Annotated in this window: 21 protein-coding genes; 16 read left to right on the forward strand and 5 right to left on the reverse strand. The window is 67.4% G+C overall.

Annotated features, from left to right (window positions below):
• Window positions 1-15: 15 nt before the first annotated feature.
• From sdhC to mgtA, 16 genes are all read left to right on the forward strand, one after another.
• Complete coding sequence (sdhC, locus tag AC3QL3_RS07515) at window positions 16-411, forward strand: succinate dehydrogenase, cytochrome b556 subunit (RefSeq protein WP_492897757.1); 396 nt, start codon at window positions 16-18, stop codon at window positions 409-411.
• Entirely contained in the window at window positions 408-791 is a 384-nt protein-coding gene (gene sdhD, locus AC3QL3_RS07520) for a succinate dehydrogenase, hydrophobic membrane anchor protein (protein ID WP_492897758.1), read from the forward strand. Before sdhC ends, sdhD begins: the two co-directional genes overlap by 4 nt.
• A gap of 3 nt (window positions 792-794) precedes the next feature.
• Window positions 795-2,585 carry a succinate dehydrogenase flavoprotein subunit gene (sdhA, locus tag AC3QL3_RS07525; RefSeq protein WP_492897759.1) on the forward strand — a complete coding sequence of 597 codons (1,791 nt, stop codon included), beginning with the start codon at window positions 795-797 and terminating at the stop codon, window positions 2,583-2,585.
• A gap of 1 nt (window position 2,586) precedes the next feature.
• The gene (locus tag AC3QL3_RS07530; RefSeq protein WP_492897760.1) at window positions 2,587-3,093 is read left to right on the forward strand and encodes a hypothetical protein; all 507 of its coding nucleotides are present in this window, start codon (window positions 2,587-2,589) and stop codon (window positions 3,091-3,093) included.
• Window positions 3,094-3,147: 54 nt separating this feature from the next.
• Window positions 3,148-3,933 (forward strand): succinate dehydrogenase iron-sulfur subunit, encoded by a 786-nt coding sequence (locus tag AC3QL3_RS07535; RefSeq protein ID WP_492897761.1) that lies wholly within the window; start codon window positions 3,148-3,150, stop codon window positions 3,931-3,933.
• A 64-nt stretch (window positions 3,934-3,997) separates the two neighbouring features.
• Entirely contained in the window at window positions 3,998-4,231 is a 234-nt protein-coding gene (locus AC3QL3_RS07540) for an FAD assembly factor SdhE (protein ID WP_492897762.1), read from the forward strand.
• Window positions 4,228-4,653, forward strand: coding sequence for a protein YgfX (locus AC3QL3_RS07545; protein ID WP_492897763.1), 426 nt, complete (start codon window positions 4,228-4,230; stop codon window positions 4,651-4,653). Before AC3QL3_RS07540 ends, AC3QL3_RS07545 begins: the two co-directional genes overlap by 4 nt.
• Window positions 4,654-4,749: 96 nt before the next feature.
• Window positions 4,750-6,006, forward strand: coding sequence for a lipoprotein-releasing ABC transporter permease subunit (locus AC3QL3_RS07550; RefSeq protein ID WP_492897764.1), 1,257 nt, complete (start codon window positions 4,750-4,752; stop codon window positions 6,004-6,006).
• A gap of 72 nt (window positions 6,007-6,078) precedes the next feature.
• Window positions 6,079-6,837 (forward strand): lipoprotein-releasing ABC transporter ATP-binding protein LolD, encoded by a 759-nt coding sequence (lolD, locus tag AC3QL3_RS07555; RefSeq protein ID WP_492898892.1) that lies wholly within the window; start codon window positions 6,079-6,081, stop codon window positions 6,835-6,837.
• Between the two features lie 29 nt (window positions 6,838-6,866).
• A complete protein-coding gene (locus tag AC3QL3_RS07560) occupies window positions 6,867-7,235 on the forward strand; it encodes a glyoxalase superfamily protein (protein WP_492897765.1) in 369 nt (122 codons plus the stop codon).
• Window positions 7,236-7,304: 69 nt separating this feature from the next.
• Entirely contained in the window at window positions 7,305-9,632 is a 2,328-nt protein-coding gene (locus tag AC3QL3_RS07565; RefSeq protein WP_492897766.1) for a DNA internalization-related competence protein ComEC/Rec2, read from the forward strand.
• A gap of 79 nt (window positions 9,633-9,711) precedes the next feature.
• On the forward strand, window positions 9,712-10,368 hold the full coding sequence (locus AC3QL3_RS07570) for a MotA/TolQ/ExbB proton channel family protein (protein WP_492897767.1): 657 nt from the start codon (window positions 9,712-9,714) through the stop codon (window positions 10,366-10,368).
• Window positions 10,369-10,375: 7 nt separating this feature from the next.
• Window positions 10,376-10,807: an ExbD/TolR family protein gene (locus AC3QL3_RS07575; RefSeq protein WP_492897768.1), complete on the forward strand. Its 432-nt coding sequence runs from the start codon at window positions 10,376-10,378 to the stop codon at window positions 10,805-10,807.
• 10 nt (window positions 10,808-10,817) lie between these two features.
• Complete coding sequence (gene msbA / locus AC3QL3_RS07580; RefSeq protein WP_492897769.1) at window positions 10,818-12,581, forward strand: lipid A export permease/ATP-binding protein MsbA; 1,764 nt, start codon at window positions 10,818-10,820, stop codon at window positions 12,579-12,581.
• Between the two features lie 187 nt (window positions 12,582-12,768).
• The gene (gene lpxK / locus AC3QL3_RS07585) at window positions 12,769-13,758 is read left to right on the forward strand and encodes a tetraacyldisaccharide 4'-kinase (protein ID WP_492897770.1); all 990 of its coding nucleotides are present in this window, start codon (window positions 12,769-12,771) and stop codon (window positions 13,756-13,758) included.
• Window positions 13,759-13,855: 97 nt separating this feature from the next.
• On the forward strand, window positions 13,856-16,504 hold the full coding sequence (mgtA, locus tag AC3QL3_RS07590; protein ID WP_492897771.1) for a magnesium-translocating P-type ATPase: 2,649 nt from the start codon (window positions 13,856-13,858) through the stop codon (window positions 16,502-16,504).
• Between the two features lie 128 nt (window positions 16,505-16,632).
• On the opposite strand, the gene AC3QL3_RS07595 is transcribed toward mgtA, so the two are convergent.
• The 5 genes from AC3QL3_RS07595 to AC3QL3_RS07615 all read right to left on the reverse strand — a co-directional run bounded on the left by AC3QL3_RS07595 (window position 16,633) and on the right by AC3QL3_RS07615 (window position 19,959).
• Window positions 16,633-16,968 carry a hypothetical protein gene (locus AC3QL3_RS07595; protein WP_492897772.1) on the reverse strand — a complete coding sequence of 112 codons (336 nt, stop codon included), beginning with the start codon at window positions 16,966-16,968 and terminating at the stop codon, window positions 16,633-16,635.
• Between the two features lie 260 nt (window positions 16,969-17,228).
• Window positions 17,229-17,489, reverse strand: a complete 261-nt coding sequence (locus tag AC3QL3_RS07600; RefSeq protein WP_492897773.1) for a hypothetical protein — start codon at window positions 17,487-17,489, stop codon at window positions 17,229-17,231.
• 233 nt (window positions 17,490-17,722) lie between these two features.
• On the reverse strand, window positions 17,723-18,412 hold the full coding sequence (locus tag AC3QL3_RS07605; RefSeq protein WP_492897774.1) for a hypothetical protein: 690 nt from the start codon (window positions 18,410-18,412) through the stop codon (window positions 17,723-17,725).
• Between the two features lie 92 nt (window positions 18,413-18,504).
• On the reverse strand, window positions 18,505-19,155 hold the full coding sequence (locus tag AC3QL3_RS07610; RefSeq protein ID WP_492897775.1) for a hypothetical protein: 651 nt from the start codon (window positions 19,153-19,155) through the stop codon (window positions 18,505-18,507).
• Between the two features lie 123 nt (window positions 19,156-19,278).
• A complete protein-coding gene (locus AC3QL3_RS07615) occupies window positions 19,279-19,959 on the reverse strand; it encodes a hypothetical protein (protein ID WP_492897776.1) in 681 nt (226 codons plus the stop codon).
• Window positions 19,960-20,095 lie beyond the last annotated feature (136 nt).

Here is a 20,095-nt window from a genome sequence, read left to right on the forward strand (position 1 = left end):
CAGCACGAGCCAGCCATGCCAGCCACCGCGCGACCGTTATCGCCGCACCTCTCGATCTACCGCTGGCAGATCCAGATGGTCACCTCGATCGTCCATCGCGCGACCGGCATCGCGCTCGCCGCCGGCACCGTGCTGCTCGTCACCGCCTTGCTCGCGCTGGCCTCCGGCCCCGAAGCGTATGCGAAGGTACGCGCGTTCTGCGCATCCTGGTTCGGCCTGTTCCTGCTGCTCGGCTGGACCTGGTCGCTCGCCTATCACGTTCTCAACGGTATTCGTCACCTTCTGCAGGACATCGGCTGGGGTTATCTGCCGGCGCAATTCGTGCGCAACAGCTGGCTCTCCGTGATCGGCAGCCTGCTGCTGACCGCGCTGGTCTGGATTTGCGTGTTCACGCAACGAGGTGGCGCATGAGCAATCTGCGCACACCGCTCAAGAATGCGCTCGGCCTGGGTTCGGCCAAGCAGGGCGCGCATCATTTCATCGTGCAGCGCTTGACCGCGTTGGCCTTGCTACCGCTGTCGCTGTGGTTCGTCTGGCTCGTGTTGAGCGCCTTGCACGCCGACTATGCCGCCGCGCATGCGCTGATCGCGCAGCCGCTCAACGCCGTGCTGATGCTGGTGTTCGTGGTGACGGTGTTCTGGCACGCGCAGCTCGGCCTGCAGGTCGTGATCGAAGACTACGTGACCACGCCCTGGCGGCAGGTCGCTGCGCAGATCGCGGTCAAATTCCTCTGTTTCCTCGGCGGCGCCGCCAGCGTGTTCGCCGTCATCCGCATCGCGCTGGGACGTTGACCGATGGCTTCGAGCTACAAGATCCAGGAACACAAAGTCGACATCGTCGTGATCGGCGCCGGCGGCGCCGGCCTGCGCGCGACCTTCGGCTTGGCCGCCACCGGCTTGTCGACCGCCTGCGTCACCAAAGTGTTTCCGACGCGCTCGCACACGGTCGCGGCGCAGGGCGGCATCTCCGCCGCGCTCGGCAACATGGGCGAGGACGACTGGCGCTTCCACTTCTACGACACCATCAAAGGTTCGGACTGGCTCGGCGACCAGGACGCGATCGAGTACATGTGCAAGGAAGCGCCGGCCGCGATCATCGAGCTCGAGCACTACGGCGTACCGTTCTCGCGCACCGACGAGGGCAAGATCTACCAGCGCCCGTTCGGCGGCATGACCACGCACTACGGCAAGGGCACCGCGCAGCGCACCTGCGCCGCGGCCGACCGCACCGGCCATGCGATCCTGCACACGCTGTATCAGCAGTCGCTCAAGCATGAAGCGCGCTTCTTCATCGAATACTTCGCGCTCGACCTGATCTTCGACGAGGAGGGCGTCTGTCGCGGCGTACTCGCGCTCGACATGGCGGAAGGGACTTTGCACCTGTTCCGCGCGCATGGCGTCGTGCTCGCGACCGGCGGCTATGGCCGCGCCTATTTCAGTGCGACTTCGGCTCACACCTGCACCGGCGACGGCGGCGGTCTGGTACTGCGCGCGGGCCTGCCGCTGCAGGACATGGAGTTCGTGCAGTTCCATCCGACCGGCATCTACGGCTCGGGCTGTCTGATCACCGAAGGTTCGCGCGGCGAGGGCGGCTATCTGACCAACTCGAACGGCGAGCGCTTCATGGAGCGCTACGCGCCGAACGCGAAGGATCTCGCCTCGCGCGACGTCGTCAGCCGCTCGATGACGATCGAGATCCGCGAGGGTCGCGGCGTCGGCGAGCACAAGGACCACATCCATCTGAACCTGCAGCACCTCGGCGCCGAAGTGCTGCACGAGAAGCTGCCGGGCATCTCCGAATCCGCACGCATCTTCGCCGGCGTCGACGTGACCAAGGAGCCGATCCCGGTCATCCCGACCGTGCACTACAACATGGGCGGCGTGCCGACCAACTACCACGGCGAAGTCGTGCGCAAGCGCGGCGACGATCCCGACTCGGTGGTGCAGGGTCTGTACGCAATCGGCGAGGCGGCTTGCGTCTCGGTGCACGGTGCCAACCGGCTCGGCTCCAATTCGCTGCTCGATCTGGTCGTGTTCGGCCGCGCCGTCGCGCAGCGCTGCGCGGCGACGATCAAGCCCGGTCAGCCGCACAAGGACCTGCCGGCTTCGGTCTGCGATCAGGCGCTGGCGAATCTCGACAAGCTGCGCCACGCGAACGGCTCGACGCCGACCGCCGAGATCCGCCTGACCATGCAGAAGACGATGCAGTCGGATGCGGCCGTGTTCCGCACCGAGAAGACCCTGCAGGAAGGCTGCGCCAAGATGGCGCAGGTGTTCGCCTCGTTCGAGGACGTCAAGGTCGCCGACCGTTCGCTGGTCTGGAATTCCGATCTGCTCGAAACCTACGAGCTGCAGAACCTGCTCTACAACGCGGTCGCGACGATCAACTCGGCCGAACAACGCCACGAGAGCCGCGGCGCGCATGCGCGTGAGGACTACCCCGACCGCGACGACGCGAACTGGATGAAGCACACCCTGGTCAACGTCGATGCGAACGGCAAGTGCGCGTTCGACTTCCGTCCGGTGCACATGAACACGCTCACCACCGACGTCGAACCGGTGCCGCCGAAGAAGCGCGTGTACTGAGATGCGGACGCTGCCGCACGACTCCTTCGCACGCGGGCACGGCCTTCCGTCCGTGCCGATGGCGCGCGTCGCGGTCGCCTCGACGGCAATGCTCTATCTGGTCAGCCTGGCGTCTCCGAGCCTGCTGTGGGACGACTTTCCGACCGACCGCCAGTTCTTGGGCGTAGACGTTCTGGCTCGAGGCTGGGCCGGGCCGATCGCCGGGGATCTGCTTTGGTACGCCAATCCGATCTTCTTCTACGTGCTCTTCAAGGCCTGGAAAGGGCGCGAGCTGCCGCTGAAGGCGCTGTGGGCCATCTTGTTGTTCCTGGCCGCGGCCGCGTGCGTGTTTCCGGTCCTGCCCATGTCCTTCGCCAGCGTGACCTTGTCGTGGACGCTCCTGCACGCACAAGGCGTGTTATTCGGTGCCTATCTCTGGGCGATCTGCATGGCGTTCGGCGGACTGATCGCGCTGACCGCCGCCGACCACGCGCGAACACAGACCAGCGCCGCAGTCGGCGTGGGCTGACTGGGCCACAACCGCTTCGCATCACTCCTTCAACCTTCGAACACGGCTACGTCCATGGCTGAATTCACGCTACCGAAGAACTCCCGCATCAAAGCCGGCAAGCATCATCCGGCCCAGCCCGGAGCGAAGAAGCTGCGCACGTTCCGCGTCTATCGCTGGACGCCCGAGGACGGCGAGAACCCGCGCGTGGACACCTACGAAGTCGATCTCGCCGCGTGCGGGCCGATGGTTCTGGACGCGCTGATCAAGATCAAGAACGAGGTCGATTCGACCTTGACCTTCCGCCGTTCCTGCCGCGAGGGCATCTGCGGCTCCTGCGCGATGAACATCGACGGCACCAATACGCTGGCCTGCACCAAGGCGATCGAGGATTGCGGCAGCGGCGATGTGAAGATCTATCCGCTGCCGCACATGCCGGTGGTGAAGGATCTGGTGCCCGATCTGACCCACTTCTACGCCCAGCTGGCCTCGGTCAAGCCGTGGCTGCGCACTGAGACGCCGCCGCCGCCGGACAAGGAACGCCTGCAATCGAAGGAAGACCGCGCCAAGCTCGACGGTCTCTACGAATGCATCCTGTGCGCCTGCTGCACAACTTCCTGCCCGAGCTACTGGTGGAACAGTGAGCGTTATCTCGGCCCGGCCGTGCTGTTGCAGGCCTACCGCTGGATCGTCGACTCGCGCGACGAGGACACCGGCGCGCGCCTGGACGAGCTGGAAGACCCGTTCAAGCTCTACCGCTGCCACACCATCATGAACTGCGCGCGCACCTGTCCGAAGGGCTTGAACCCGGCCAAGGCGATCGCCGAAACGAAGAAGCTGATCGCCGAGCGCGCGAGCTGAGGCTGCTGCCGATGCACGCGCGCGCAAGCGATCGGCGTCATCGGTTCGAATTGGCGCCGGCTCGATGAGCGCCGAAGCGCGTTTGCGCTGGCGCTGCCGCCGTGGCACACGCGAACTCGACGCCTTGCTCGGCGGCTGGCTGGCCGAGCGCTACGCGCAGGCCGATGCGCAGCGTCGCGCCGACTTCGACCGTTTGCTTGACGTGCAAGACCCCGATCTGTGGGACTGGCTGATGGGTCATTCCGTGCCGCAAGATCCCGGCTTCGTCGTCCTCATCGAAGAAATACGTCGCCGATGAAAGCCGCACCCGCCATCGCATTCGACCTGCGGCCTTCGCGTTGGATCGGTATGGCCGTGCTGGTGTTGATCCTGCTCGCCGCCGCGGCGCCGTGGCTGAGCCGTCTGCCGAATACGGTTGCCGCGACGCTTTCCGCCGCCGCCTTGCTGCTCGGTGCGGCGGCTCTGTGGCGGCATGCGCATGCGCGCTTCACGCGCGTCGCGTGGCGCGCCTCGGGTTGGGTCTTGGCTGGCTCAGAAGGCCGCGAACACCCCGCGCTGCTCGAATCGCGAGCGCACTTGGGCGGCCTGCTCGCGCTCGGTTTCCGTCATGGCCCGCGCGCGCGTTTCCGGCTGCTGCTGGCGCCCGACAACCTCGACGCCGATACGCGGCGCCGGTTGCTGCTCTTGCTCGGCCGCGCCGAAGTCGTACAAACGCGCTAGCCGTCCTCGCTTGCCCGCATCGGGCGCTTGCGGCACTCTCGCCGCCGTTCGCGGTCGCAGCATCGTCCGCCGCGTCGACAAGGATTCGCCCAGCGCATGTTCCGTCCCCTCGAAGTCTTCATCGGCCTGCGCTATACCCGCGCGAAACGGCGCAACCACTTCATTTCGTTCATTTCGCTGGTTTCGATCCTCGGCATCGCGGTCGGCGTGACCGCGCTGATCACGGTGATCTCGGTGATGAACGGCTTCGACCGCGAGCTCAAGCAGCGCATTCTCGGCATGGTGTCGCACGCGACCATCGAGGGCGTCGACGAAACCGTGCGCGACTGGCCCGAAGCGGTCAAGCTCGCCTACACCAACCCGCACGTGCAGGGTGCTGCGCCCTACGTCGAGCGGCAGGCGATGCTGCAGGGCGTACGCGTCAGCGGCGCGATCGTGCGCGGGGTGGAGCCGGAGCTGGAGCCGAAGGTGTCCGACATCGGCCAGCGCATGGTGCAGGGGAAGTTGAGCGATCTCGTCGCCGGCCAGTTCGGCATCGTGCTCGGCAAGGAACTCGCGCTGACCCTCGGCGTCGGCGTCGGCGACAAGGTCACCGTATTCGCGCCCGAATTCAGCGCCACTCCGATCGGTGCGATCCCGCGCACCAAGCGCTTTACCGTGGTCGGCCTGTTCGAAGCGGGTATGCAGGAATACGACTCCGGCCTCGCCGTGCTGCAATTGCAGGATGCGCAGACCTTGTACCGCCTCGACGGGCCGACCGGCATCCGCCTCAAGCTCGACGACATGTTTCGCGCCTACGCAGTCGGGCGCGAGCTGGCGCAGGAGCTGGCCAGCAGCATGGGCGCCGGCTACTACCGTGTCAGCGACTGGATGCAGGGCCACAGCAACTTCTTCAAGGCGGTCGCGATGGAGAAGAAGGTGATGTTCCTGATCCTCTCCCTGATCGTCGCGGTGGCCGCGTTCAATCTCGTCTCAACCCTGGTCATGCTGGTGCAGGACAAGCAGGCCGACATCGCGATCCTGCGCACGCTCGGTCAGAGCCCGCGCTCGGTGATGGGCACGTTCATGGTGCAAGGCGTCCTGGTCGGCTCGCTCGGCATCGCGCTCGGCGTGCTGTTCGGCGTGCTGCTCGCGTTGAACCTGCCCGAGATCATCCGCTGGGTCGAACAGACCTTCCACGTCGCCTTCTTGTCGCCGGACGTCTACTACATCAGCGAGCTGCCGAGCGAACTGCATTGGGGCGACGTCGCCTGGATCACCGTGACCGCGTTCGTGTTCTGCACGCTGGCCACGCTCTACCCGGCGCGCCGCGCGGCGAAAACCGAACCGGCGGCGGCGTTGCGCTATGAGTAGCCGGGATTTGGGATTGCGGATTCGGGATTGGGTCAAAGCATCGCGCATCGAACTCTTAGGCACTTCACGCTCATGAATTCCGCTCTTTCCAATCCCCAATCCCCAAACCCCAATCCCGGCGTCTCCGACGTTGTTCTGCGCGCCGAGAAAATCGCCAAGACCTACCAGGAAGGCGGTTTGCGCACCGAAGTGCTGCGCGAAGCGAGCCTCGCGGTGAAGCGCGGCGAGACGGTCGCGATCATCGGCGCGTCGGGCACCGGCAAGAGCACGCTGCTGCACATCCTCGGCGGGCTCGATCAGCCGAGTGCCGGCGAAGTCGTGGTCGAAGGGCAGACGATGTCGAAGCTGTCCGACCGCGCGCGCGGCGAGCTGCGCAACCGCTCGCTCGGCTTCGTCTACCAGTTCCATCATCTGCTGCCGGAATTCACCGCGGTCGAAAACGTCTGCATGCCGCTCTTGATCCGCGGCACCGCGATCGAAGAAGCGCGCGAGCGTGCGGTCGCGCTGCTCGGCCGCGTCGGTCTCGGCGCGCGCCTCGAACACAAGCCGGGCGAGCTGTCCGGCGGCGAGCGTCAGCGCTGTGCGGTCGCGCGCGCCTTGGTCACTCGTCCCGCTTGCGTGCTCGGCGACGAGCCGACCGGCAATCTCGATGAAAAGAACGCGGCCCAGGTCTACGAGCTGATGCTCGAATTGAACCGCGAAGTCGGCACCGCCCTGGTGCTCGTCACGCACGATCCCAAACTCGCCGCGCGCGCCGACCGCATTCTGGAACTTTCCGGCGGTACGCTCGGCGTCGCCGCGATCGCGGCACGAAGCGCGGATGCGCGATAGGCCTGACGAAGGGCAGGCGAGGAGGACGAATGAGCTTCGGCAAGACCACACCGATCCTGCGCATCTTCGACGAACAGAAGGCGACCGAGTTCTACGTCGGCTTTCTCGGTTTCAAGATCGATTGGAAGCATCGCTTCGGCCCCGGCATGCCTTTGTACATGCAGGTATCGCGCGACGGTTGCGTGCTGCATCTGTCCGAGCATCACGGCGACGCCTGCCCGGGTGGGGCGATGCGCATCGAAACCGACGAGATCGACGCGTTTCATCGTGAGCTCACGGCCAAGCCGTATCCGTATATGCGGCCAGGCATCGAGCAGACGGAATGGGGCAGCCGCGACGTCGGCGTGATCGACCCGTTCGGCAATCGCCTGACTTTCACCAACGCCGTCAGCACCTGAGTCTTGCATCGCCTCGGATGAGAGGCAGCGCCGTCGCGGCGCGATGGTTTCGCCGGAGGGCGATCGGGCATGGAGCCTGCGAGGACATGGAGTTCGCCGCCCTTGCTCGGCGTCGCCACCGCGTTGGCGACCTTGCTCGGTGCACTCGCGCTGCAGCTCCTGCCGACTCTGCCGCCGCGCACCGTCGAGTTCGCACTGCTCGCCGCCGCACTCGCCGGCCTGTGCCATCCGCGCTCGCGTCTGTCGGCTTGCCTCTTGTTCGGCTTCGCCTGGTGCGCGCTGCGCGCCGACCTCGCGCTCGAGGCGCGCTTGCCGCGCGAATTGGAAGGGCGTGACTTCAGCGTCGTCGGTGCGATCGACGATCTGCCGCAGCGGCGCACGGATGCGACGCGCTTCACGCTGCGGGTCGAACGCGTTGAACTCGACGGCCGCCCAATCCCGCTGCGCGGACGCCTGCGGCTGTCCTGGTACGACGAGGCACCTGAAGAGCTAGCGGCCTGCACTCGCTGGCAATTGCAGCTGCGCCTCAAACGTCCGCGCGGCCTGATCAATCGCGGCGGTTTCGATGCCGAGCGGCAAGCACTCGAGCGCGGCGTGGTCGCGGTCGGCTACGTGCGCGCAGCGGCCGGCAACCATCGGCTCGGCGCCGAGGAGGCTTGCGTGAACCGCCTGCGCGAACGCCTCGCCGAGGACATCGCCGCACGCGTTGGCGATCCGCACGACGCCGCCTTGCTGCAAGCCTTCGCGATCGGCGACACGCGCGGCCTCGACGAGCGCGACTGGGAAGTCGCGCGCGCCAACGGTGTGCCGCATCTGCTGGCGATTTCCGGCTTCCACGTCGGCATCGCCGCCGGTTTCGGCGCCTTGCTGGTGCGGCTGTTGTGGCGCTTGTGGCCGCGACTGGGTTTGCGCATCGCGTTTCCGGTGGCGCAGGCGCCGGCCGCGTTGGCGACCGCGCTGGCCTATGGCGCGCTCGCCGGCAACAGCCTGCCGACGTTGCGCACGCTGATGATGATCGCGGTCGTCGCGCTGACCCGTTGCGGTCGGCGCAGTGCCAGCGGCGCGCATTCGCTCGCGCTGGCCTTGCTCGCGATCCTGCTGCTCGATCCGCTGGCGATTTTGTCGGCCGGCTTCTGGTTGTCCTTCGTCGGTGTCGCCTTCCTGCTCGCATGCTTGCGTCGCGGCAACGATCTGCGCGGCTGGCTGCGCGAGCTGAGTCTGGGGCAGTTGGTGATGAGCGTCGCGCTGCTGCCGCTGACGGTGTGGTTCTTCGGCGAAGCGTCGCTGGTCGGCGCCTTGTCGAATCTGATCGCGGTGCCGCTGATCAGTTTCGTGATCGTGCCGCTGTGTCTGCTCGGCCTGCTCGCGTTGTTGACGCTGCCGCTGCTGGCGGTGCTGCCGTTGAGCGCGGCGGCTTGGCTTGCGCATGGGCAGTGGTGGTTGTTCGAGCGCCTGGCCGACTGGCCCGGCGCGCACTGGTACCTGCCGGAAGTCGCGCCGTGGGCGTTGCTTGTAGCGATGCTCGGCGCGGCCTGGATGTTCCTGCCGCTGGGCTTGCCGGCACGTGCGCTCGGCGCGCTGCTGTTCCTGCCGCTGCTGGCGCCCGATCGGCCGCCGCCGCAAGACGGCGCCTTCGTCGCCAACGTCATCGACGTCGGCCAAGGCTTGTCGGTGCTGGTGCGCACGCGCGAGCACGCCTTGCTGTACGACGCCGGCGCGCGCTACCGCTCGGAATTCGATCTCGGCGAAGCGGCCGTATTGCCGACCCTGCGCGCGCTCGGTCTCGATTCGCTCGAGGTGCTGATGGTCAGCCACAGCGATAACGACCACGCCGGCGGCGCGCCCGCGGTGGCGCACGCCTATCCGCAGGCGCGGCGCTACGCCGGCGAACCGGCGCGGCTGCCGCTCACCGCCGCGCAGTGCCGCGGCGGTCAGTCCTGGCGCTGGGACGAGGTCGAGTTCCGCGTCTTGGCGCCGTTGCCGCAAGCGCTGGGCGATGCCAAAGACAACGACCGCTCCTGCGTCCTGCTGATCGAATCGGCGGCGGGCCGCTTGCTCTTGACCGGCGACATCGGCGCGCGCGCCGAGCCGGCGGTCGCGGCGGCGGTCGGTGCGGGTCCTCCGCTGGTGCTGCTGGTGCCGCATCACGGCAGCCGCAGCTCCTCCAGCGCGGCGTTCATCGCGGCGCTGCAGCCGCAGCTCGCGCTGGTCTCGGCCGGCTGGCACAACCGCTTCGGCCATCCGCACGCCGAAGTGGTACGGCGCTATGCCGACGCCGGCGTGCCGCTGGAGAACACCGCCGCGGCCGGCGCGATCGAGATCGAATTCGGCGCCGCGTCGCCGCCGCGGCGCATCTCGCGCGAGCGCGAACGGCGGCCGCGCTATTGGCGCGAATAGTCGCGACTGCCGCACGTCGCACAGTCTGACGCGGCGGCGCTGCTATCATGCCGCCCGTCGCAACCCCGAGGAAAACGGTGTGCTGGAACTCCTGATGGCCGGCGGCTGGGCGATGCTGCCGATCCTTTTGTGCTCGGCGATCGCGCTCGCGATCATCCTCGAACGCTTCTGGACCCTGCGCCACAAGGCGGTGCTGCCGCCGGGGCTGGGCGCCGAGGTGCGCGAGTGGGCGCGCTCGCGCAAGCTCGATCCGCAGCACCTGGCCGCGCTGAGCCAGAACTCGCCGCTGGGTGCGCTGCTCGCCGCCGCGCTCGGCGTGCGCAACCGTCCGCGCGAAATCATCAAAGAGCGCATCGAAGACACTGGCCGCCACGTGGTGCACCGGCTCGAGCGCTTCCTCGGCACGCTCGGCACAATCGCGCTGATCTCGCCGCTGCTCGGCCTGCTCGGTACCGTGTTCGGCCTGATCCGCATGTTCCTCGCCGTAATGGTCAGCGGCGTCGGCGATCCGCTGAAGATGGCCGGCGGCATCGGCGAGGCGCTGGTGTGCACCGCGGCCGGTCTATGCGTGGCGATTCCGGCCTATGTGTTCCATCGCTACTTCCGCAGCCGCGTGTCGGATCTGGTAGTCGAGATGGAGCGCGAAGTGTTCCTGCTCACCGACGAGCTGACCGCGAACACGGACTCGGCTGCGCTCGCCGTCGCGCCGGCGCGCGTCGCGCTGGCGGCCGGCTGAGTACGCCGTGCGTATCTCCTCGACGCGGCGCGAAGACGATTTCGAGATCAACGTGATCTCGCTGATCGACGTGCTGCTGACTCTGTTGATGTTCTTCGTGCTGACCACCACCTTCGTGCAGAACCAGCGCATGCAAGTGACGCTGCCGCAGGCCGAATCGGCCGATACCAGCGAACAGCCCGAGGCGATGACCGTACTGATCGACCGCGACGGACGTTATTTCATCGACAACGAAGAAGTGTTGCGACCCGGCCTCGATTCGCTGAAGGAAGTCATCGCGCGCGTCGGCGGCGACAACCGCGCGCGTCCGGTGATGCTGCGCGCCGATGCGCTGACGCCGCACCAGGCGGTGGTCACCGCGATGGACGCGCTCGGCGAACTCGGCTTCACGCGCTTGTCGATCGCGACGACGCCGGCTCAGGCCGCCGGCAAGCAGTGAGCAGCCGCCAGTGAGTGCGCCGCTGAAGTCGGCCCGCTCCGGCTGGGCGATCTACCTGCGCCTGCTCGGCTACGCGCGTCGCTACTGGCCGATCGCGATCGTGGCCGTGCTCGGCATGATCATCGACGCCGCCGGGCTGGGCCTGTTCGCCGGCACGATCAAGCCGATGCTGGACAACCTGTTCCTGTCGCGCGATCCGTTCTGGATCTTCTGGATGCCGATCCTGATCGTCGCGATCTTCCTGGTGCGCAGCCTGGGCATGTACGCGACCGATTACGGCACCGCCTACATCGGCCGCGGTGTCGTGCAGCAGCTGCGTCAGCAGGTGTTCGACCACTACTTGCGCCTGCCCTCGTCGTACTTCGACCGCGAATCCTCCGGTCATCAGATCGCGCGCATCACCTACACCTCCGAACAGGTCGCGCAGGCCTCCACCGACGCGGTCAAGGTCGCCGTCGTCGACGGCCTCAGCATCGTGTTCTACGTCGCCGTGATGCTGCACAACAGCGTGCAGCTGACCTTGGGCCTGCTCGTGATGGTGCCCTTGGTCGGCGTGCTCGTGCTCTACGTCGGCCGCCGCTACCGCCGCATCAGCGGACGCATCCAGGGCTCGATGGGCACCGCCACCGGCGTGGTCGAAGAAGCGGTCGGCGCCAACCGCGAGGTCAAGGTGTTCGGCGGTCAGCGCTACGAGTCGGAACGCTTCAACAAGGTTTCCGAGCAAACGCGCCGGCTCTCGCTGAAGGTTGCCGCGACCAATGGCCTGGCCAGTTCGTTCGTGCAGTTGATCGCGGCAATTTCGCTGGCGCTGATCATCATCCTGGCGACGCGCCCGAGCATGCTGGCGACCTTGACGCCGGGCACCTTCACGGCGGTGATCCTCGCCATGGGCGGCATCTTGCCGGCGCTCAAGCGCCTGACCACGGTGCAGGCGAGCCTGCAGCGCGGCATCGCGGCGGCGGACGAGATCTTCGCCCTGATCGATACGCCGGGCGAGCGCGACGAAGGTCGCAACGAGCTGACCACGTTCGAACGCGAACTCGAATTCCGCGACGTCCACCTGACCTACGCTGGTGCCGCGCGGCCGGCGTTGCGCGGAGTGAACCTGGTCTGCCCGCACGGCAGCGTGACGGCATTAGTCGGACGCTCGGGCAGCGGCAAATCGACCTTGGCCAGCTTGATCCCGCGCTTCTACGAACCCAGCGCCGGCAGCGTGCGCCTCGACGGCCACGCGCTGGAGGAGTACCGCCTGACCAGCCTGCGCCGGCAGATCGCCTGGGTCGGTCAGAACGTGCGCCTGTTCGACGACAGCATCGCGCGCAACATCGCCTACGGCGGCCTGGCCGATGCCAGCGAGGCCGACATCGTCGCCGCGGCCGAAGCCGCCAACGCGATGGAATTCATCCGCCAGCTGCCCGACGGCATCCACAGCCGCGCAGGCGAGGGCGGCGCCTTGCTCTCGGGGGGCCAGCGCCAGCGCATCGCGATCGCGCGCGCGCTGCTGAAAAACGCGCCGATCCTGATTCTGGACGAGGCGACCAGTGCGCTCGACAGCGAATCGGAGCGGTTGATCCAAGATGCGCTCGGACGGCTGATCCACAACCGCACGGTGATCGTGATCGCGCATCGCTTGTCGACGGTCGAACACGCCGACCAGATCGTCGTGCTCGATCACGGCGAGATCGTCGAGCAGGGCACGCACACAACCCTGCTCGCGCGCGGCGGCCACTACGCCGCCTTGCATCGCATGCAGTTCCGCGACGACGCGGGCTGAACCGCGCGGAACGGACGCGACGAACAGGACTTGCGGCGGCGTTCCGATTCCGCCCAGACTCGCGCTGGAACGGTCGACGGGACGTCGATCGCGCGGCGGCAACGGCGCGATCGGCACGACGGGATCCGCAGCACCGACGGGAGCTTCGATTCGTCCCACTCCGCTCGATCCGGCTGACGGTTGAAGCATGTCTCTGAGCTCGCGCATCGAAAGCATTTGGTACGGCGGCGCCGCGGCGCCGTGGTGGCTGCGCGCGCTGGTGCCGGTTTATCGCGGCCTGCGCCGTCTGCATCTGACGCCGTATCGCTTGGGCTGGCGCAAAGCGCGCGCCTTGGCGGTGCCGCTGATCGTGGTCGGCAATCTGACCGCCGGCGGCAGCGGCAAGACACCGCTGGTGATCGCGCTGGTCGATGCGCTGCGCGCGCGCGGCTTTCGTCCCGGTGTGGTCAGTCGCGGCTACGGCGGCCGCGAGCGCGGCCCGCTCTTGGTCGACGACCTGTCCAAGCCGGCCGACGTCGGCGACGAGCCTTGCCTGATCCGGCGCCGCAGCGGCGTCGCGGTCGCAGTCGGTCGCGAGCGCGCACGCGCGGCGCGGCTGCTGATCGAGCGCGGCGTCGATGTGGTCATCGCCGACGACGGCTTGCAGAATCCCGCCCTGCTGCGCGACGTCGAGATCTGTGTCATCGACGGCCAGCGCCGCTTCGGCAACGGCTTGCTGCTGCCGGCCGGCCCCTTGCGCGAGCCGCTCGAACGGCTGGCCGCGATTCCGCTGCGCGTCTGCAACGGCGGCGCCGCGCAGGCCGGCGAGTTCGGCATGCGCCTGGTCGGCGAGATGGCGGTGGCGCTTGCCGCCAACGGCGGCACGCGACCGTTGGAGTCGTTCGCCGGCCAGCGCGTGCATGCGGTCGCCGCGATCGGCAATCCGGCGCGCTTCTTCGACGGGCTGCGCGCGCACGGCATCGAGGTGGTGCCGCACGCCTTCCCCGACCACCATGCCTTCGCCGCCGCCGATCTCGCCTTCGGCGACAGCGCGCCGGTGCTGATGACCGAGAAGGACGCGGTCAAATGCCTCGCCTTCGCCACGCCGCAGTTCTGGTGCGTGCCGGTGCGCGCGGAACTGCCGCCGGCGTTCTTCGACGCGGTGGCCGCACGTTTACGCGAGCGCGCGCCGAACTGAAAGGTTCGAGTCAGCATTTGTTTCGACAATGACCGCGGCGCACGCGACGGCTGCGTCGCCGCTGCCGTTCGCCCGAGCGGCGCTCCGGGAATCGGTCATGTTCAAACTCGGCGCATTCTCGGCCTGGCTGCCGGCGCTCGCGCGCGACAGCGGCCGCCGCGCCGAACGTGCGCACATCGAGCATCCGCTGCTGCCCTATGCCGGCATCGTCGCGAGCGAGGCGCTGGCGCGCCTGGACAGCGGCAGCGAGGGGCTCGACGCGGTGCAGGTGCAGGAGCGCCTGGCCAAGCACGGCGCCAACGTCGTCGCCGGCGAGAAGCGCCGCTCGCCCGCGCTCGAGCTGCTGCGGCGGCTGTCCAATCCGCTCAACATTCTCCTGCTGGTGCTGGCGATCGTGTCGTGGTTCGGCGACGACAAGATCGGCGCGGTGATCATGTTCGCGATGGTGGCGATCGCGGTGGCCTTGTCGTGGCTGCAGGAGAGCCGCTCCGATCGCGCGGCGGAAGCGCTGCGGCGCATGGTCAGCAATACCGCCACGGTGCGTCGCCGCGACGAACTCGGCGGCGCCGCGCGCATCGAGGTCGCGATCGAATCGCTGGTGCCCGGCGATCTGGTGCTGCTCTCGGCCGGCGACATGGTGCCGGCCGATCTGCGCCTGATCACGGCGAAAGACCTCTTCATCAACCAATCCGCGCTGACCGGCGAATCGCTGCCGGTGGAGAAGTTCGCCGCGATCGACGTCGAGGCGAAGACGCCGCTGGAGGCGCGCAACCTCTGCTTCATGGGCTCGAACGTGATCAGCGGGTCGGCTGTCGGCGTGATCGTCGCCAGTGGCCGCGCGACTTACTTCGGCGCGCTGGCCGGCGCGATCTCCGGCGAGCGCGCGCCGACCAGTTTCGATCGCGGCGTGCGCCGCTTCGCCCTGCTGATGCTGCGCTTCATCGCGGTGATGGTGCCGCTGGTGTTCCTGCTTAACGGCCTGCTCAAGCACGAATGGCTCGACGCTTTCATGTTCGCCGTCGCGGTCGCGGTCGGGCTCACGCCGGAAATGCTGCCGATGATCGTCAGCGTGAATCTGGCCAAGGGCGCCTTGGCGATGGCGCGCAAGCAAGTCATCGTCAAGCGCTTGCCGGCGATTCAGAACTTCGGCGCGATCGACGTGTTGTGCACGGACAAGACCGGCACGCTGACGCAGGATCGGGTCATCCTCGAACGCCACGTCGGCGCCGACGGCGAGGAAGACGAGAACGTGCTGCGCCTGGCCTGGCTCAACAGCCACTACCAGACCGGCCTCAAGAATCTGCTCGACGTCGCTGTGCTCGAAGCACTGCCGGCACAAGTCGCCGAGCAGTTGCAGACCGACTACCGCGTCGTCGACGAGGTGCCGTTCGATTTCGCGCGGCGGCGCATGTCGGTGGTGGTGCGCGCGCCGGACGGCGGGCATGTGCTGATCAGCAAGGGCGCGGTGGTCGAGACGCTGGCGATCTGCAGCGAGATCGCCGCCGCCGAAGAAGTCGTAGCGCTGACGCCGGCGCGCTTGGACGCCGCGCGCGCGCTCGCGCGCGAGTTGAACGCGGACGGGTTCCGCGTGATCGCGGTGGCGATGCGGCGCGCGCCGGCGGCGAGCCGCGCCTGGTCGGTCGCCGACGAGGCCGGCATGACCCTGGTCGGTTTCATGGCCTTCCTCGATCCGCCCAAGGACGACGCCAGGGAAGCGATCGCGGCGCTGCGCGCGCACGGGGTCGAGGTGAAGATCCTCACCGGCGACAACGACATCGTCACGCGTCACGTCTGCCGCCAGGTCGGCATCGACCACGAACACGTCCTGCTCGGGCCCGAAGTCGAAGCGCTCGGCGACGACGAACTGCGCGCTGCGGCGCGCACGACACCGGTGTTCGCGCGTCTCAATCCGCAGCAGAAAGTGCGCGTGATCGAAGCGCTCAAGCGCGACGGCCGCGCGGTCGGTTTTCTCGGTGACGGCATCAACGATGGGCCGGCGCTGCGCGCGGCCGACGTCGGCATCAGCGTCGACACCGCAGTCGACATCGCCAAGGAATCGGCCGACATCATTCTGCTGGAGAAGAGTCTGGCCGTGCTGGAAGAGGGCGTGATCGAAGGCCGCAAGGTGTTCGGCAACATCCTCAAATACATCCGCATGACCGCCAGCTCGAACTTCGGCAACGTGTTCAGCGTGGTCGGCGCGAGTGCGCTGCTGCCGTTCCTGCCGATGCTGCCGGTGCAGATCCTGCTCAACAACCTGCTTTACGATCTGTCGCAGGCGCCGGTCGCGACCGACGAGGTCGACGCCGAGTTCCTGGCCAAGCCGCGCGCGTGGGACATGGCGGCGATCGCGCGCTTCGTGCTGTGCATCGGGCCGCTGAGTTCGATCTTCGACTACGCGACCTTCGCGCTGCTGTGGTTCGTGTTCAAAGCGGCCGCGCAGCCGAGCCTGTTCCAGACCGGCTGGTTCGTCGAGTCGCTGCTGTCGCAGACCCTGGTCGTGCACGTGATTCGCACCAACCGCGTGCCCTTTCTGCAAAGCCGCGCCAGCACGCCATTGATCCTGACCACGATCCTGATCTGCGTGATCGGCGTGGCGTTGCCGTATTCGCCGCTGGCTGCGCTGTTCGGTTTCGTGCCGCTGCCGCACGCCTATTGGCTGTTTCTGCTGCCGATCGTGCTGGCCTATCTCGGACTGACGCAGGCGGCGAAGGGTTGGCTGGTGAGGCGTTTCGGCCTGACTTGAGTCGAACGGGCGCTGGTCACGCACGCGCCGTTCGTGCGGAGGCGGAGAGGTATTGGGGGCGAGACTCGAGGCCGGCTCGCGCCGGCCACGTGTCCCGCCCCTGGCATTCAATTCCTAACGAACGCTGCTTACCAATCCGTCGGCGCGCATCCGGCGGTTTTGGAAGCGGTTGCAATCGCCTGGCCGTTGGAATCGACCGCGGTCACCGAGACGCGCATCGGTGCGACTCGGGTACAGGCGAAGTCGCACACCGAGTCGTTGTCGCCGCAGTTTGCGGTCGGACCGCCCGGACCATTGAGGCTCCACCAAAACGCCGCTGTTCCGGCCGGAGCGTTGGCGACCGTGCATTCGTTGGTGAAGCAGTCGAGCGTCATCGCGGCTTGAGCGGACGCGCGCTCGATCGGAGCGAGGGCCAGGCCGAAGGCCGTAGCGGCGAACAAAACCGAGCTGATGAAGCTGCGCATAGCTGTCTCCTTCCTATCAACAGTTGGGGGATATGCGGCCGTTCGCGCGGACGCGACACGGTCACGCTCACGTTTACATCGGGCCGGCGACAAGGGCTACGCTGAAGTCGTAGACAGCGACATGGGATTCCAGCCGATCGGCTTTGGCGGGTTTTCGCCGGCGAACCATGCGCCTGCTGTGGCCCTTTACGCCGGTTGTGCCGTCATCGAGTGCAAGAGGGCACTTCCCTGTGCCGGATGAACTCCGTCTTGGCGAGCCGTCAGTACATCACGCAGCTTTCTTCGTCGCAGCGCATGATGAGCTGCCAACCACCGCCGGACTGATCGGCCACGCACTGGTAGGTCCAGGCGACGTCGCCTTCGCGCGTATGCGTGTTGATGGTGTACAGATCGCCGTCGTTCGCCAGCGAGCACGACACAGTCGGCGGACCCGGAATGCCCGGTGCCGCTGGTGCGTTCTGCACGCCTGCCGCCGCGACCAGCGCGAGGAGCGCGAAACTTTTCACGAGTGCTGCTTTCACGAGTGTTCTCCTTGTCGGTAGTCGTACCTGAAAAATCTCGAAGCGCCGTCCTCCTTGCGGCGCTTCGAGCAGCGGAACGGATTACGCCGGTCCGCAGACCCATCGAGCACTGGCGTGCCGTACGTCGAGGTCGCCTCGGCCTCCGCCGAGAGTGTCTTGATTCGAGGCGACTTCTCGTACCCGCCGCGCTGCCTCCGTGCAACGCGCCGGCGGGTCGGGGTCCCGCCTGCCTCTCAACGGGGGCAGGGCAGGTCGGGATTGACTTGGCTGAACGCGATCGCGGTGATCGCCGGGCTGCTCGCGCCGGGGCAGGTGACGGTCGCCGAGGCGTAGCTCTCACCGGTCTGGTTGCGGCACGCGGTGCCGGGTCGCGGCAGCGACGACGAGGCGCTGGCGGTCGTGTTGTCGTGCGCGGTCGACTGGTTCTCCGGTCCGTCGCCGCTGGGATCGCTGGCGAAGGCGTAGGCGACATTGGTCGTGGCGATGGTCGGGTTGCTGGTGTTTTCGGCGCGCGCGCTCGCCGCGACGCCGTTGGATGCAGCAGCCTGCACGTGGAACGGGCCGCTGGCGGCCGCGCCGCTGCAGTCGCCGTAGCCGTTCTGCACGCCGCTGAGACTGACGCCGGCTTCGCCGAGCCGATCGATCAGGCGATCGAACGCGTTCGGCGCCGCCTCGTCGGTTTGCTTGGCGGTCGAACGAGCGGAGCGCAGATCGTATAGACGCTGCAGCAGGGCTTGTTGTCCGGCCGGCGTGTAGGCGACATAGGCTTCGTCGCCGCCGTCGCGGCGGCCGTAGAGACCTTCGCTGATCGGCGTCATGCCGTCGGCGGCGAGCGAATTCTCGAGAGCCGTGCCGTGCTCGTGCGCCTGGGCGCCAGCGGAACACAGAGCGAGGACGAGCAGGGTATTGCGCAGGGATTTCATGTCGGAGTTCCGCAGGAGGTCGGCAAGTGGGTTCGGATGAAGGCGACGGATGCGCGCCCCTACTCGTGGATCGCGCACCCGTACGCCGCCGCTCACAGCCGGCAAGGCACGCTGGAATTGGCGCGGCTGTTGGCGAACGCGACGATCGCCGGGCTGCTGGCGCCGGGGCAGGTGACGGTGGCCGAGGCGCGGCTCATGCAGGCGAAGCGCGGGTTGTTGCTGGCCGTTGCGGTGGCTGGCGCGTTGCCCTGCGTGGTGGTGGATTGATCCGGTCCGTCGCCGTTCTGGTTGGTCGCGGACGCATACGCCGAGTTGGTCGTGTTGATGGTCGGATTGCTGGTGTTCTGCGCCGAAGCGCTGGCGCTGACGCCGCCGCTGGCACTGGCCTGCACGCGAAACGGACCGCTGGCGGCCGGGCCGTTGCAGTCGCCGTAGCGATCGGCGTTCAGACTGTTCTGGCCGAGCTGCTCGATCAGGCGGTCGAGCGGATTGGGTGCCGCTCGCTTGGAATCCGCGTCTTCAGCGCGCAGTTCGCGCAGGCGCTGCAGCAGGGCTTGTTGTCCGGCCGGCGTGTAGGCGACGTAGGCTTCATCACCGCCGTCGCGGCGGCCGTACAGGCCTTCGCTGATCGGCGTCATGCCGTCGGCGGCAAGCGAAGCTTGCAGGGCCGAGGTGCGATCGTCGGCTTGCGCGCCGGCGCAGCAGAAAGCGAGAGCGAGCAGGGTACTGGACATCTTTTTCATGAGGAGTCTCCGTATCCAAAAGAGAGCGAGCGAGAAAGATCGGAGCCGCCGCTGTGATGGCTGGCGCGGCGGACTCCAAAGCAGCCGGTGCGCGCCGTGGCCGATCGCCTCGGCGCACGGTTTTCAGCACATGATCGGCTCGCCCGGATTGGCGTTGCTGAGCGAAATCGAAATCAGCGCGAACTGGGTCGCGCCCGGGCAGGTGATCGTCGCTACCGCCGAGCTGGAGCAGGCCAAGCGCGGATTGGATACCGCCGCCGACGCCGTCACCGGTGTATTGCCGTGAGTCACTTTCTCGTCCAGCGTTTCTTGATAGCCGGTGTCGATCGCACTGGCGCGCGCTTCATTGGTCGTGTTGATGGTCGGGCTGCTCGTGTTTTGCACCGAGGCGCTCGCCGAAAGCCCGCCATTGGCGCTGGTGATCACGCGGAACGGGCCACCCACCGCAATGCCGTTGCAGTTGCCGTCGCGATAGTCGGTGCTGGCGAGCGCGCCGCTGTGACTGGCCTGGCTCAGTCGCTCGATCACTTCGTCGAGTGCGTTCGGTTTCGCGTTGGCCGCCTTGGCCGAACCGGAATGAGCGGCGCGCCATTCGAGCAGGCGCTGCAACAGGGCTTGCTGCCCGGCCGGCGTGTAGGCGACATAGCTTTCGTTGCCGCCTTCGCGATGGCCATACAGACCTTCGCTGATCGGCGTCAGGCCGTCTGCGGCGAGCGAAGCCTGCAGGGCGGCGAGACGATCTTCGGCGTGGACTCCGGCGGAGCACAGCGCAAGGGCGAGAACGGCGTTACGGATGGCTTTCATATCCAACTCCTCCATTGGGTCAGAACCATCGCAGCCCGCAGGGACGGGCCGTCGATCCGGCGTTAACGAACCGTTGCCGCTCCAAACGACGACGGTTCGCGTCGGACCGACCGAGCCTAGGTCGAGAGCCGCGCGT

The organism is Dokdonella sp. GW821-FHT11D02 (genome assembly GCF_058808595.1).

Excerpts from the sequence above, each read along its gene's own strand:
- sdhC (WP_492897757.1), top strand. The coding sequence starts at position 16 with ATGCCAGCCACCGCGCGACCGTTATCGCCGCACCTCTCGATCTACCGC.
- sdhD (WP_492897758.1), top strand. The coding sequence starts at position 408 with ATGAGCAATCTGCGCACACCGCTCAAGAATGCGCTCGGCCTGGGTTCG.
- sdhA (WP_492897759.1), top strand. The coding sequence starts at position 795 with ATGGCTTCGAGCTACAAGATCCAGGAACACAAAGTCGACATCGTCGTG.
- AC3QL3_RS07530 (WP_492897760.1), top strand. The coding sequence starts at position 2,587 with ATGCGGACGCTGCCGCACGACTCCTTCGCACGCGGGCACGGCCTTCCG.
- AC3QL3_RS07535 (WP_492897761.1), top strand. The coding sequence starts at position 3,148 with ATGGCTGAATTCACGCTACCGAAGAACTCCCGCATCAAAGCCGGCAAG.
- AC3QL3_RS07540 (WP_492897762.1), top strand. The coding sequence starts at position 3,998 with ATGAGCGCCGAAGCGCGTTTGCGCTGGCGCTGCCGCCGTGGCACACGC.
- AC3QL3_RS07545 (WP_492897763.1), top strand. The coding sequence starts at position 4,228 with ATGAAAGCCGCACCCGCCATCGCATTCGACCTGCGGCCTTCGCGTTGG.
- AC3QL3_RS07550 (WP_492897764.1), top strand. The coding sequence starts at position 4,750 with ATGTTCCGTCCCCTCGAAGTCTTCATCGGCCTGCGCTATACCCGCGCG.
- lolD (WP_492898892.1), top strand. The coding sequence starts at position 6,079 with ATGAATTCCGCTCTTTCCAATCCCCAATCCCCAAACCCCAATCCCGGC.
- AC3QL3_RS07560 (WP_492897765.1), top strand. The coding sequence starts at position 6,867 with ATGAGCTTCGGCAAGACCACACCGATCCTGCGCATCTTCGACGAACAG.
- AC3QL3_RS07565 (WP_492897766.1), top strand. The coding sequence starts at position 7,305 with ATGGAGCCTGCGAGGACATGGAGTTCGCCGCCCTTGCTCGGCGTCGCC.
- lpxK (WP_492897770.1), top strand. The coding sequence starts at position 12,769 with ATGTCTCTGAGCTCGCGCATCGAAAGCATTTGGTACGGCGGCGCCGCG.
- mgtA (WP_492897771.1), top strand. The coding sequence starts at position 13,856 with ATGTTCAAACTCGGCGCATTCTCGGCCTGGCTGCCGGCGCTCGCGCGC.
- AC3QL3_RS07595 (WP_492897772.1), bottom strand. The coding sequence starts at position 16,968 with ATGCGCAGCTTCATCAGCTCGGTTTTGTTCGCCGCTACGGCCTTCGGC.
- AC3QL3_RS07605 (WP_492897774.1), bottom strand. The coding sequence starts at position 18,412 with ATGAAATCCCTGCGCAATACCCTGCTCGTCCTCGCTCTGTGTTCCGCT.
- AC3QL3_RS07610 (WP_492897775.1), bottom strand. The coding sequence starts at position 19,155 with ATGAAAAAGATGTCCAGTACCCTGCTCGCTCTCGCTTTCTGCTGCGCC.
- AC3QL3_RS07615 (WP_492897776.1), bottom strand. The coding sequence starts at position 19,959 with ATGAAAGCCATCCGTAACGCCGTTCTCGCCCTTGCGCTGTGCTCCGCC.